We start from the raw sequence: 12,174 nt of genomic DNA, 5'->3' as shown, positions 1-12,174 counted from the left end.
AAAGAAGAATATGACACAACCTTATATTTTTAAACTTGCCACCTCTCCTAAAGAAATAAAAGATTACTTCGATTTAAGAAGGGCGATCTTTGTGGAAGAGCAGGATGTATTTGAAGAAGACGATCTTGATGATATCGATAAAACCGCTTATCCCATTGTTGCCATAGAAACCGCCAGCGATCGCGTTGTCGGTGTGGTCAGAATATACGAAACCCAGCCCAGACTTTGGTATGGGGGGAGATTGGGGACTCATCCAGAATTTCGTCGTGGTTGGCAGATTGGCAAAGGATTGATCCATAAGGCTGTCACCACGGCAAATACTTGGGGCTGCGATCGCTTTTTGGCAACAGTCCAATTACAGAACGTGCGCTTTTTCCAGCGTCTCCATTGGGAATCTCTAAAAGAGATCACGATTTGCGATCGCCCTCATCACTTAATGGAAGCCGATCTCAATTTCTATCCTGCGGCGATCGAGCTATGTCCTAGTCTCCTTTGGCAAAGTCACAAGGTATCTTAGTAAGAATGGGCAGCGCGAAGCGTCGCCTATTCTTATCCATATTTTATTAGGACTACAATGCTTTCAGAACTGGTAAAAAGATTGCAGCGATCGCTTAGTTTGCCACAAAAGCAAGATATTCAAACGGCGGCAAAGGCGTTATATCGGGCGAGGCAAGCTGACATATGGCAAAGCGATCGGGTTTTAATCGGTGATGACTGTGCAGCGATTCCCGATAGCGATGGCTATTTACTATTAGCTTCTGAGGGAATGTTACCCCAACTAATTGAAACTGACCCTTGGTTTGCGGGTTGGTGTGCGGTGATGGTCAATGTGAGCGATATCTACGCGATGGGAGGCGTGCCGATCGCCGTTGTCGATAGCATTTGGAGTCAAACCCGCGAACAGACCGCACCAATATGGGAAGGAATGTGCGCTGCATCTCTTGCCTATCAAGTTCCCATTGTTGGCGGTCATACTAATTGTCATAGTATTTACAATGCTCTATCTGTGGCTATTTTAGGACGCGCTCACCATCTGATCTCTAGTTTCAAGGCTCAGCCCAACGATTTGTTATTAATCGCAACGGATTTTCGCGGGCAATGTCATTCCGATTATGCCTTTTGGAATGCTGCCACCACCGCCGAGCCTGAGCGATTGCGCCAAAATCTAGCCATCTTACCAAGACTAGCGGCGAATGGTTGGTGTGACGCAGGTAAGGATATCAGCATGGGTGGAATTGTTGGCACATTGCTGATGCTCTTAGAAACCTCTAAATGTGGCGCAATTCTCGATCTCGATCGCGTTCCTTGCCCTGATTCACTTTCGCTCGAAAAATGGTTAACTTCATTTCCTAGCTATGGATTTCTCTTGAGCATCCGACCCGAACATTTAGCTAATGTACAAGCGGAATTTGAGCAACAGGATTTAGTCTGCGCGGTGATTGGGGAAGTACAAGCAAACACTCAATTGATATTGCGATCGCAAGGTGAATCATGTTTGTTTTGGGATTTCAAGCATGAAGCTTTAACTGGATTTTGAGTTGCAGTTTTGAGAAACAAGAGATTGTAAAATAGTAAATCACCTACGGTTTGTTAAGTTTTCAATAGTAAATGATTTTCGTTTGTCTAGCTTTTTAACCATTAATTATTAGGGATTAATTTCTTAGAAATGTTATCATCGATAACATACATATAACAACATAAAAATCAATGAAAATATAGCAAATTGCAGCTTGGTGAGGTACAGCATAGGAGAAAGGATAAAAGTTTTTTAGATATAAATCAGCATGAGAGTATATTCAATAGTCTTTCTAGTTCAGATTTTCAACCTTGGTTTACTCTCTCTTGCTACTGTACTCGCCAAGCTAAAATTTGCTATATTTTTCGCTGAAATATTGAATAAACCAAACAAATCAAACATCAGGAAATCCTCACGTAGCTATGAGACAATTTATCGAATGATCTATTGTATTTCATCCTCACTACATCTTTAGAATTGGTGAATCAATAGGTTGTAAACGATACAATCTCCATTTTTGTGAGTTCTATAATAGTTATCACGTAGCTAAGTGAAATTAAACATATAATCCTAAAACTTTTGACGCACGCGCAGCCTGCACTATAGTTTTTGGATATTGGTTTTAATTATACCTAGATACTTAACTGTTAATATCCTTGCTAAGACTTCGTAAATCAAGAACAAATATTGTTGTTGATTCTTTTATTAAATTAGCTATGGATTTGAGTTGTATTTATTAATTATAAAATGTTTAGCAATCAAATTAAGAAGCAAGAGTAATTATTATTATTTCTCAGCACGTCTTTTGCAGCTAAACAAAATCTAAATTTATTTATAATAAGTAGAGGATTTTATGTCTTATCATGGCGATATATCTTCGAGCGAAGATGCCGTTGGAGTTGCGGTTGTTAATTACAAAATGCCGCGCCTGCATACCAAGGAAGAAGTCATTGAAAATTGCAAGAAAATTGCTTCAATGATTGATGGAATGAAGGTTGGCTTACCTGGTATGGATCTGGTGATCTTTCCAGAATATTCTACCCACGGCATCATGTACGATCCTAAGGAAATGATGGAAACTGCCGCAACAGTTCCTGGTGAAGAAACTGCAATCTTTTCACAAGCTTGTATTAGGAATAAAGTCTGGGGAGTATTTTCTTTAACAGGTGAAAAACATGAGGCTCATCCAAATAAAGTGCCTTATAACACCTTGATTTTAATGAATGATCGCGGTGAAATTGTTCAGAAATATCGCAAGATCATGCCTTGGACTCCAATAGAAGGTTGGTATCCTGGCGACTGCACCTACGTCTCAGAGGGTCCTAAGGGCTTGAAGATCAGCTTGATTATTTGTGATGATGGTAACTATCCTGAAATTTGGCGCGATTGTGTCATGCGTGGCGCAGAGTTGGTTGTGCGCTGTCAGGGTTATATGTATCCCGCTAAGGAGCAGCAAATCATTGTTTCTAAGGCGATGGCATGGATGAATAATACCTATGTGGCGGTGGCAAATGCCTCTGGATTTGATGGGGTTTATAGTTACTTTGGTCATTCGGCGATCGTTGGATTTGATGGGCGCACCCTTGGTGAATGCGGAGAAGAAGAAAATGGTATTCAATATGCTGCTTTGTCTAAGTTTGCGATCCGCGACTTCCGTAAGAATGCCCAATCGCAGAATCACATCTTCAAGCTGATGCATCGTGGCTATACTGGAATGCTCAATTCAGGTGATGGCAATCAAGGTAAGGGAGAATGTCCCTTTGAATTCTATCGAGATTGGGTTCTTGATCCAAAGAAGGCAAAAGAAAGTTCCGAGGCAATTACTCGTTCAACTGTTGGTACAGCAGAATGTCCAATTGTTGGTATTCCGAACCAGCAGGCTATCCCCTCGGTAGAAAAAGCCAAACCCGAAACCGTTCCAGTTTCAGTTAAGGGCTAGTTTTATAGCGCTTTTCAAGCAAGCGAGATACATAGGTTTGGTTCCCCGCCAAAGGCAGGGAACCAAACCTGAACTTCACTAGGTTGGTAAACGCTATAACTAGATTATTTTTAATTACAGTGCAAATTAGTGAAGAAAAAGGTTTTTATTGAAACTATTGCAAAGTAGCAGTTTCAATAAAAGCCTTCTTTTTTGATATTGCAGTTCTCTATATAGCATTCCTAAATCATTTGTAGATTTTTGGATTTGTGGAAGCGCACCCCTTTGGGGTGCGCTTCCACAAACCATTTAGGATTGCTATATATTAGCGATCGCATTTCCAGTTTTGCAGTATTACACCACCAACCCCAGAAAATTTTAATGAATTAGATTTAATCTTTTTTCAAATTTGCGAGAAGTACTACATCGTAACCGAGGCGATCGCCTGCATTTGTCTTTTCGGCTTTTCATGTTGCCCACAAAATATAAACGATGCTTCAGACTTCTAGATTGCGTATCGCTCTATTTACTTACTCCACCAAGCCGAGAGGCAGTGTCATCCATACTTTAGAACTAGCCGAAGCATTACAGGCTTTAGGACATCAGGTTTGTATTTTTGCTTTAGATAAAGATGGAACGGGATTCGATCGCAATTTATCCTGTGAATTTCGCCTGATTCCTGCTAGGGATGCGCCAAAAGAAATTGATTTATTGATTAAGCAACGCATTCAAGAATTTGTGAATTATCTAATCGATGATTCGCAAAATTCGCAACTGGATTATGACATTTACCATGCTCAAGACTGCATCAGTGCCAATGCTCTAGCTATCGTGCGATCGCAACAAATCATCCCCCACTTTATCCGCACGATTCACCATATCGAAGATTACAATAGCCCCTATTTACGAGCATGTCAGGATCGTTCTATTCGCGAAGCTTCGTTATGTCTATGTGTGAGTGATAGTTGGCAAAAGCAGATTCAAAAAGATTATCAAATTCATGCGCCGCGAGTCATAAATGGTATTAATGTAAGCAGATTTTCCGATCGCAAAGATGGTTCTGAGGATTCACTCAAAGAACATTTTGGGCTAACTGGATCGCCAATTTATCTGACGGTGGGCGGCATCGAACCAAGGAAAAATTCTATTAATCTCTTAAAAGCATTTTCACAGGTATTGACAGATTTCCCTAATGCTCAGTTAGCGATCGCGGGTGGTTCTACACTCTTTGATTACCAAGATTATCGCGATCGTTTTTTGACTACGGCTCAGCAATTAGGGATTGCCATCGGTAAATCTGTTGTGATTACGGGTGTACTATCCGATGCAGAAATATGTACGATTTATCGTTGTGCGGATATATTTGTATTTCCCTCAATCAAGGAAGGTTGGGGACTGGTAATCTTTGAAGCGATCGCTTCGGGTTTACCGATGATCACCTCCAATATGTTGCCGTTTACTGAGTTCTTAACATCTACACAAGCCTTATTAGTCGATCCTAATGCAGTGGAAGCGATCGCCCAAGCCATGCGATCGCTCAATAATCCCGATCTTGCTAATTCCTTAATCCAAGCCAGTCGGTGTATTTTGGCTGATTATCTTTGGGAGCGATCGGCAAAAACACATCTTCACGAATATCAAAAACTTCTTTTATAGAAACTGTTTGAGGAGAGAAAGCTATAATTTAATTACGAATTACGAATTACGAATTACGAATTATCAACAACTAATCACCAATCACCTATGCCTCAAATCAATTTCCAAATTAGCTGGCCCGATGGTTCCGAACAAACTTGCTATTCTCCATCGTTGATCGTCAAAGAATATTTTGCTCCTGATGTTGAATACAAATTAGATGAGTTTGTAGAATCTGCACGAATTGCTCTTAATATTGCTAGCGATCGCGTTAAAGCAAAATATGGTAGACCATGCGGATTAGCGATCGGGCAGTTACAGGATATTGAGGCAAGGGCATCTGAGTATCAAAATCTGGAAAACCCAAAAGTCAAGTTCATCCGATTTATTGAGTAGAGAATATCGATCTCTCCGATTTGTTAAAACGATCTCGATTTTTTTGATTGATGTCCCGATCGCCTCATTATTGCAAGCTACTTTGATCGAGTCGCTCATGGTTTATCGCCTTCAGCGCGATCGCTATTTGGCAAACCATAAGGCTCGATACCGTTTTGTTTAAGCAATGACTCAAAATAATCACGCTCTCTACGGATCTCATCATCTAGAGCAAACCCTTCACTCAAATTAGCAAGGTCACTTTCGAGAGCCTTGATTCTTGCTGTAGTTACCTCATTGCGCTCTTGTTCGGTGCGAATCACACCAAAAGCATTGTCAAATCTACGTTCTAGGGATTCAGACAGTAATGCCCAAACTAGAGCTAGAGCTTTTTGATTGCCCTGACTGCTTTGATACAGCCAATAAGCGGTTACAACGTCCAAGGGGAGTGCATTAAAGCGAGTTTGACCTCTCTTGTCGGAGAGTGACTCAATTTCAATACTGTCGGGCGTATAACCCTCTCCTCGTATGGCGTTGATGTTCTTAGAAGACAAAAACCGTCGGGCGTTAATTTCGTCTTTGCCAACAGTTTCAGCCGCCTGAGTTTGTGACATCCGATAACTGCCATCGGGCAGCATGAAGCCATCGATAGTTAAAGAACCGATCGCCACATTAGCGCGGGTTGCTTTGATTGACTCACTCATGTTTTTTGGCTGCGGTGCGATCGCCTAAGCTGTAGAGATGATCTATATGACTCAAGAAACTTATAGAGAGCTATATGACTTAATGCTGATGTTACGTGGAAGGAATTCCTACAATGGTTGAAGTATGGGGCTGGCACAGGGGCGCAGCCCCTACAAGATATAAAATTTACAGGTAGGGGCAATCCCCCCGTGGTTGCCCTGCTTCGCTAGCAGCAAGAGATTTATCATCTGCGTTCCACGTAACATCAGTTAATGTATGGTTTAACCGCCGATCTACCAATCAGAAAGTTAAGGCGGCTCTGCAAAGGTTGGAGGTAGCGAAGATTGCTAGCTAGATTGACTTTGATGACTATCTTGCCCTTTTTTTTACGTATCCTTTATCTACCCAGATTGGATAAAGAGATAAAGGTAATATCTGCATATATTGAAGCCAGTCAGGATAATGTAGAGCAATTGCTACATGAGATTGATCAGCTTAAGTCTAGGCTGTCAGGAGTAACTGGTGCGATTAGGGTGGAAATGGAAGCTGAAATAGTATTTGTAGAGAATGAGCTTAAAATAGCGCGGCAAATAGTAGAAGATGGCAAGGACTATCTCAAAGTTTTACTGGATTACCAAGCTTTACTTAAATAATTATTTCACCACTTCACAGTCTCTAAAATATGCTTGGATATTAATCCCCAAGAGTTTCTCAGTATGGTTTAGCCACCGAGTTATGGGGGTGTTCGTGGTGTGGATGATGCTTTGGAGTTTTCCGCAAGTTAGTGATCATGTTTGCTCCACTCAGTTGGCAACTATATGTATTTTTTTATACAAGAAATATCTATGCATAGTTGATTTCTTCTAAGAAATATAAGTATGAGAATGCTTATATTTATGCAGGAGTGAAATATGAAATCATTCTCTTTTTCCAATTTTTTGAAGACTTTTGGTGTGACATTATTTAGCGCACTGATTATGTTTGGTGAACGGGTTTGTGGTGAAAATTATGATAACAAACAAGTTGCCAAACAAAGAGATTTAACAGGAGTTTGGACAATTGACTACACACCTTTGTTTACATCTAACGAGGGATGTTCTATTAATACTATTGCTAAATTTTCTCAGATAAAACGTACATACATAAATGGGAGAGATTTAGGGAATAAAATAACCTTGGTTCAAAAGGCTAACAAACTGATATCGCCTCCAATACTTGTATTTTCTCCTTTACTCTATACTCAAGATATTGGTAAGCCGATAATATCGTCTGGAATAATATTCTCTACACCTAACAATCCTGTTTTTGCTAATTATTCGTCAGGTAGTATAAACGGGAATCAAATTGTTTTTGATAAATATGCAGTTGAACAAAATATATTATCTAGCGTGTTGAATTACACTGGAACAATCAGTGCTGATGGCAATAAGATTGTGGGTACGGTGGTTTGTCATGCTTCTAGCGGTTCACGGACTGCTCAGGGGAATTTCCAGTGGACAAGACATGCTGAAGATCAGCTTTCCCTTATAAACTTACTGGCGCGTTTTTACGATTTTCCAAGTTTTCCATAGTTTTTCCTTTTAAATTTTGCTCATCACGGAGTTAAGCAGGTTGGTCTGTTTGCTTTCTGCTGCGTCAATTTGTTTTTCTAGCTCGTCGCGAAGGGGCATCAGGCGATCGATTTTGGCAATGACTTACTTTTACTTACTTGTTTTCTGTTGATGGTTGACGTAGGTGCGTAGGACATTATTAATAGTTGATTGATAGCCTTTACCTTGGCTTTTAAACCATTCAAGGATGTCGCTGTCTAAGCGAATAGATACGGCTTGTTTGGTAATTGGCGTTACCATTTTGGCGTTTGCCCAAAATTGATCATCTAGTTCTGGGATATCTGATGTATCAATTTCTTCATCAGGGATATTTTGAATTTCTTCAAGACGTTTGCGTGAGATATTCATAGTATTTTCTCCTTTCTTTTGGAGTTGCTTTTCGGGCTGAAATAATGCGAATTTTTCCCTGTCGATCTGTGTGAACTACGGCAACAACTACAAGGTTTTGGATCGCACCGATACTAAGTTCTCGGATTTCGCCATAGTCGATCTTGTTGCTTACAGAGGTAAATGTAACTCCCTGAAAAATTTCTGTTGCTTCTTCAAAGCTAATGTGGTGTTTTTGTTGATTTTGCTGGTTTTTGGTTTCGTCCCATTCAAATTGCATGAGATTTAAGATACAAATTGTATATACAATATCACACTATAGTCTTAAACCTTTGCCATCAATGAGTTAAGCAGGTTGGTCTGTTTGCTTTCTGCTGCGTCAATTTGTTTTTCTAGCTCGTCGCAAAGGGTCATGAGTTGATCGATTTTGGCAACGATGCGATGTTGTTCGGCGAGGGGAGGAAGTGGAAAAAGTAGTGACGATATATGATTTTGATTAACTGTTTTCTGACCAGCAGTTGTAATAAATTTAGAAATTATTTGCTCTCGCAAAATTTTGCTTTTAGCTACCTTACATAAATAAACACTTGAGCTAAAGTTTTGAGAAATACGCAATCGAATAAAGTGGTCACAATAAGTCAATCCATTTTTACTTTTAATAAGTGTAAAATTACCGATTAAATCAGTACTTCCATTGACACGAGTAATCAAAATATCGTTTGTAGCTAATTCCTAAGTACAGGACAAAAATTTAATGGAGTTAAAGAAGGCTTGAGAATTGAGATGTAAGTCAAAGATGATGTGACGAAGGAAATCAAAACCAAGGCGAAAAATGCTTTTAGGAAGACGACCGTGTTTTTTAGGCTTGAGGGGATTTAGTTGAGCCAACCAAAGCCCAGAAGAAAAAGCCCAACATAAAGCCAGAGTAAGCAAAGCAATTAGTTTGGAAAGACGTTCAGGATCTTGAAGATGAGTGGACTCCAAACAAAAGCCACGGGTTTTAAAGCACCCGAATAAAGTCTCAATAGCCCAACGCTTAGCATAGTCAGCAATAGCCGTATCAGGGTCATGAGTCGTCGCGACAATTAATAAATCGCCATCATCAAGACGCATAGCGGCTATACGAAGCCAATGGTTCCAAACCTTTCTGGGCTTGGACAATACTTTGGACTGACCAACTTGGAGGTCTTGAAAACAAATGTCGGCACGCAGTTTTTTCTGCCCGTCATTGAGCAAAGTATTTTTACGGCGGATACGAAAACGGTTACATGGTTCACACAACAAGTAATCTAACCAATCCTCCCCGACAAACTCTCGGTCTGCACTCAAAAAGTCGATTTTGCGGTCTCCAAATATTTCCAGAAATCGATTACACAATTCACAGCGCTCACGGGTGTTTGAGTTACCTTTTTTGTCCAGCATCATCCATACCAACGGGAATGCAATACCGTAATGCACTATTCCCAATGTCAGCACATTAAACACGGTTTTACCGAATTCCCAATCGGTGCGGTCGATAGAAATTACCCAAGGTTCGGGGATTTGCATGACTTTGACGACCATGAGTGCGATCTTTTCATAGTCCACTTCAAAGTCTCGAAAAAATCTCTGTAACCTCTTATAGTGTGATTCGACTTTGGCATAACCACTAAATCCTGTGGCAATTTCAGCTAGGTTTACTGTCTTTACTCGCATTAGCGCGATCAAGAACATGGACACAAAGGCTAGTCTTGCTCTATTCCATTGCAGATGTTGCTGCAACTTTTCTCGGAATAGGTTAATCTCTTTCATAGGGGTTTTATTTACGATGTGGTTATCTTTTATAAAACCCCTCCCTGCCTACTTTTGCAACTTTTTGTCCTGTACTAAGCGATATTAGTAAAAATGAGATTTATATAAGTCGAAATACTATTCGAGATCAAATCGCCTCTACATCCTATTGCAGAAAAAATGAAACTAGCACTTAGGCTCTTGTCAGTATTTTTTATCGGTTCAGGAATAGCTTTCGCGACCTGTAGCGTTGTCATCATCGTGCATGTAATTCGAGAACCTTCTGTAAAATCCGACCTTTTTATAATCGCCACTAGCATTGTTTTGGTACTTCTAGGGTTTATCTGCTGCCAAAAAGGAATTTCTCTATGGAAAAGTTTAAAAAGAGATCGGTTGCTACCATAACTCTCAACTTTAGGCGATCGCGGGATAGCTACAGGATACTTTTATAAATTGTCGATGTTGCCAATTAGCATCTCATGCGAGGGATTCCAATTGGCATCCGTTAGTTGTACTCTCCCGGAATATCAGCTTTTCTAACCGTAACCCTATCAACCTTCTTCCCTGACATTCTCAATAACTCATCACCTGAAAATTCAAAACCAAACTTTAGTGCTATTCGCGCAACATCATCGGCGGTTGATGCTCCGAGTACCTCGTTTTTAAGTTCAGGTTCAGACTGCATTTTCTTTAAAAATGCTTCAATTTGCTCAAAAGCCATATTTATAATTCCTATTCTCGCTAGTTACTCGTAATGTAAAGAAAAAAAGCAGCATATTCTTTAAGACTATCAGCTTTGAGATTTTTCCCCCATCGGTAATAAAGTATCTTTAAATGCGATCGCAATCACAGGCACGAACTTACAAGCGCAGCTTCGCTATATCTTTACCGTATGGGCTAACTCTCTTACACACTGGAGTTTAGACTAAAAAAGGTAAAAAAGGCAGAGTAAAAGAGATACAAACTGCCTAAAGTAGATGAAAAGTAAAGAGACATCTACAGCCATGATTATTGATAAACTACAAGACTTTCGTCAACAGGTATATAGATTTTTAGGGAACGGACGGGATGCAATATTTGACTTGATGGATGCAGTATTGACCAGTCCGAGAGTGAAATCATTTGTAGAATTATCGTTATCCGCAGTGTATCGAAGAAATGGTCAAGTCTGTATGAATCATTAAAAGACAGTCGCCCCAACCGAGGCAGGATAAGACGGTTATGTGTGGAACAAATACCCAAAGACATCCGCCCTTTGCTAGCAGGAGACCATACAGGATGGGGAAGACCCCATGCCAAAACGCTAAAAGACAGGAGTTTTGTGCATCAACCGAATTTGGTAGAAGGGAACAAACCGATCGTGTTAGGGCATGACTACAGCACCTTGGCATGGATACCAGAGATGACAGGGAGTTGGGCAATCCCGTTATGTCACGAGCGGATCAGTAGTTTTGAGACAGCAGGGCAAAGAGCCGCATTCCAACTGAGTCAAGTATGTCGAGATTTAACGGTAAGACCAATCGCTACTTACGACAGTGAATATGGCAGTGCCGTCTTTATGAATTTGACTGAGGATATCCCTGCCGATTTACTAATACGTCTACGTCCTAACCGATGCTTATACAAAGCCCCTGCGCCCTACAGTGGTTATGGTCGTCCTCGTAAGCATGGGGATAAATTCCAACTTGCCAATGCTGATAGTTGGGGAGAGCCATCGGCAACTTTTAGCTTAGAAGATGAGACGGTTGGACAGGTGCAAATCCAGCAATGGTCTAACTTACACTTTCGGCAAGCAGCCCAACGACATATTCAAGTTATTCGAGTTACACATTCTCATTGCTCTGGTTTGTGGTTAGCTTGGGTGGGTGAACAGATGCCGACTTTAGACTCCCTTTGGCGCTTGTACTTACGTCGTTTTGCCATCGACCATTGTATCGTTTTGCCAAACAAAGATTACATTGGACTCTTCCCCATTTGTTGACTCCTCAGCAAGCTTTGCGTTGGAGTGACCTTATGCCTTTACTCTCTTGGCAATTGTGGTTGGCTCGTCAACTGGTTATTGATACTCCTTTGCCTTGGCAGAAACCTCAAACCAATCTTAATTTTGGTCGAGTCGCTCAGGGCTTTGCCGCACTTTTGGTCAGGATTGGCTCTCCTGCTTGTTCTCCCCAACCTCGTGGTAAGTCTCTCGGTTGGAAATCTGGACGCAAGCGTTCTCCTTTTTCTCGCTTTCCTGTCGTCAAAAAACGAGCTTCTCGCTCGAAAAAGGTCAATCAAGACTACCTTAATTCCTAACTTTCAATATTCTCTTTTTCTCCTGATTGACTGACAAAAGTGGT

The 12,174-nt window shown here is 40.7% G+C and carries 13 protein-coding genes and 1 pseudogene; 8 read left to right on the top strand and 6 right to left on the bottom strand.

Annotation, left to right across the window (positions count from 1 at the left end):
- The first annotated feature begins 10 nt into the window (after positions 1–10).
- From HC246_RS14010 to HC246_RS13990, 5 genes are all read left to right on the top strand, one after another.
- Positions 11–517, top strand: a complete 507-nt coding sequence (locus tag HC246_RS14010; protein ID WP_169363913.1) for an MSMEG_0567/Sll0786 family nitrogen starvation N-acetyltransferase — start codon at positions 11–13, stop codon at positions 515–517.
- A 57-nt stretch (positions 518–574) separates the two neighbouring features.
- Positions 575–1,537, top strand: a complete 963-nt coding sequence (locus HC246_RS14005; protein WP_169363912.1) for a sll0787 family AIR synthase-like protein — start codon at positions 575–577, stop codon at positions 1,535–1,537.
- An 832-nt stretch (positions 1,538–2,369) separates the two neighbouring features.
- Positions 2,370–3,455, top strand: coding sequence for an aliphatic amidase (locus tag HC246_RS14000; RefSeq protein ID WP_169363911.1), 1,086 nt, complete (start codon positions 2,370–2,372; stop codon positions 3,453–3,455).
- A 471-nt stretch (positions 3,456–3,926) separates the two neighbouring features.
- Entirely contained in the window at positions 3,927–5,090 is a 1,164-nt protein-coding gene (locus tag HC246_RS13995) for an MSMEG_0565 family glycosyltransferase (RefSeq protein WP_169363910.1), read from the top strand.
- Positions 5,091–5,177: 87 nt separating this feature from the next.
- Positions 5,178–5,465 (top strand): MSMEG_0570 family nitrogen starvation response protein, encoded by a 288-nt coding sequence (locus HC246_RS13990; protein WP_169363909.1) that lies wholly within the window; start codon positions 5,178–5,180, stop codon positions 5,463–5,465.
- Positions 5,466–5,560: 95 nt separating this feature from the next.
- Here HC246_RS13990 and HC246_RS13985 read toward each other — a convergent pair whose 3' ends face one another.
- On the bottom strand, positions 5,561–6,148 hold the full coding sequence (locus HC246_RS13985) for a hypothetical protein (protein ID WP_169363908.1): 588 nt from the start codon (positions 6,146–6,148) through the stop codon (positions 5,561–5,563).
- A gap of 345 nt (positions 6,149–6,493) precedes the next feature.
- On the opposite strand from HC246_RS13985, the gene HC246_RS13980 reads away from it, so the two are divergent.
- Complete coding sequence (locus HC246_RS13980; protein ID WP_169363907.1) at positions 6,494–6,781, top strand: hypothetical protein; 288 nt, start codon at positions 6,494–6,496, stop codon at positions 6,779–6,781.
- A gap of 258 nt (positions 6,782–7,039) precedes the next feature.
- A complete protein-coding gene (locus HC246_RS13975) occupies positions 7,040–7,699 on the top strand; it encodes a hypothetical protein (RefSeq protein ID WP_169363906.1) in 660 nt (219 codons plus the stop codon).
- Between the two features lie 129 nt (positions 7,700–7,828).
- Here the strand turns inward: HC246_RS13975 and HC246_RS13970 are convergent, their stop codons facing one another.
- The 5 genes from HC246_RS13970 to HC246_RS13950 all read right to left on the bottom strand — a co-directional run bounded on the left by HC246_RS13970 (position 7,829) and on the right by HC246_RS13950 (position 10,556).
- Positions 7,829–8,086: a BrnA antitoxin family protein gene (locus tag HC246_RS13970; RefSeq protein WP_169363905.1), complete on the bottom strand. Its 258-nt coding sequence runs from the start codon at positions 8,084–8,086 to the stop codon at positions 7,829–7,831.
- Positions 8,061–8,345 carry a BrnT family toxin gene (locus HC246_RS13965; protein ID WP_169363904.1) on the bottom strand — a complete coding sequence of 95 codons (285 nt, stop codon included), beginning with the start codon at positions 8,343–8,345 and terminating at the stop codon, positions 8,061–8,063. Before HC246_RS13965 ends, HC246_RS13970 begins: the two co-directional genes overlap by 26 nt.
- Positions 8,346–8,389: 44 nt before the next feature.
- The gene (locus HC246_RS13960; protein WP_169363903.1) at positions 8,390–8,776 is read right to left on the bottom strand and encodes a restriction endonuclease subunit S; all 387 of its coding nucleotides are present in this window, start codon (positions 8,774–8,776) and stop codon (positions 8,390–8,392) included.
- A gap of 21 nt (positions 8,777–8,797) precedes the next feature.
- Positions 8,798–9,856: an IS4 family transposase gene (locus HC246_RS13955; RefSeq protein ID WP_169361901.1), complete on the bottom strand. Its 1,059-nt coding sequence runs from the start codon at positions 9,854–9,856 to the stop codon at positions 8,798–8,800.
- A gap of 484 nt (positions 9,857–10,340) precedes the next feature.
- Positions 10,341–10,556 carry a Nif11-like leader peptide family natural product precursor gene (locus HC246_RS13950; protein ID WP_169363902.1) on the bottom strand — a complete coding sequence of 72 codons (216 nt, stop codon included), beginning with the start codon at positions 10,554–10,556 and terminating at the stop codon, positions 10,341–10,343.
- 283 nt (positions 10,557–10,839) lie between these two features.
- Between HC246_RS13950 and HC246_RS26740 the strand changes: the two are divergent.
- Positions 10,840–12,130: pseudogene (locus HC246_RS26740) on the top strand (NF041680 family putative transposase).
- Positions 12,131–12,174: the final 44 nt, after the last annotated feature.

Origin of the sequence: Pseudanabaena yagii GIHE-NHR1, from assembly GCF_012863495.1 — a bacterium.
GTDB classification, from domain to species: domain Bacteria; phylum Cyanobacteriota; class Cyanobacteriia; order Pseudanabaenales; family Pseudanabaenaceae; genus Pseudanabaena; species Pseudanabaena yagii.
The sequence above is the reverse complement of the archived record's forward strand: the minus strand, read 5'-3'. Positions and strand labels throughout refer to the sequence as shown.

What these genes read in the sequence shown, in the direction of transcription:
- HC246_RS14000 (WP_169363911.1), top strand. Translation starts at nt 2,370, where the DNA reads ATGTCTTATCATGGCGATATATCTTCGAGCGAAGATGCCGTTGGAGTT.
- HC246_RS13965 (WP_169363904.1), bottom strand. Translation starts at nt 8,345, where the DNA reads ATGCAATTTGAATGGGACGAAACCAAAAACCAGCAAAATCAACAAAAA.
- HC246_RS14005 (WP_169363912.1), top strand. Translation starts at nt 575, where the DNA reads ATGCTTTCAGAACTGGTAAAAAGATTGCAGCGATCGCTTAGTTTGCCA.
- HC246_RS13995 (WP_169363910.1), top strand. Translation starts at nt 3,927, where the DNA reads ATGCTTCAGACTTCTAGATTGCGTATCGCTCTATTTACTTACTCCACC.
- HC246_RS13985 (WP_169363908.1), bottom strand. Translation starts at nt 6,148, where the DNA reads ATGAGTGAGTCAATCAAAGCAACCCGCGCTAATGTGGCGATCGGTTCT.
- HC246_RS13955 (WP_169361901.1), bottom strand. Translation starts at nt 9,856, where the DNA reads ATGAAAGAGATTAACCTATTCCGAGAAAAGTTGCAGCAACATCTGCAA.
- HC246_RS13980 (WP_169363907.1), top strand. Translation starts at nt 6,494, where the DNA reads ATGACTATCTTGCCCTTTTTTTTACGTATCCTTTATCTACCCAGATTG.
- HC246_RS13990 (WP_169363909.1), top strand. Translation starts at nt 5,178, where the DNA reads ATGCCTCAAATCAATTTCCAAATTAGCTGGCCCGATGGTTCCGAACAA.
- HC246_RS13970 (WP_169363905.1), bottom strand. Translation starts at nt 8,086, where the DNA reads ATGAATATCTCACGCAAACGTCTTGAAGAAATTCAAAATATCCCTGAT.
- HC246_RS13975 (WP_169363906.1), top strand. Translation starts at nt 7,040, where the DNA reads ATGAAATCATTCTCTTTTTCCAATTTTTTGAAGACTTTTGGTGTGACA.
- HC246_RS13950 (WP_169363902.1), bottom strand. Translation starts at nt 10,556, where the DNA reads ATGGCTTTTGAGCAAATTGAAGCATTTTTAAAGAAAATGCAGTCTGAA.
- HC246_RS14010 (WP_169363913.1), top strand. Translation starts at nt 11, where the DNA reads ATGACACAACCTTATATTTTTAAACTTGCCACCTCTCCTAAAGAAATA.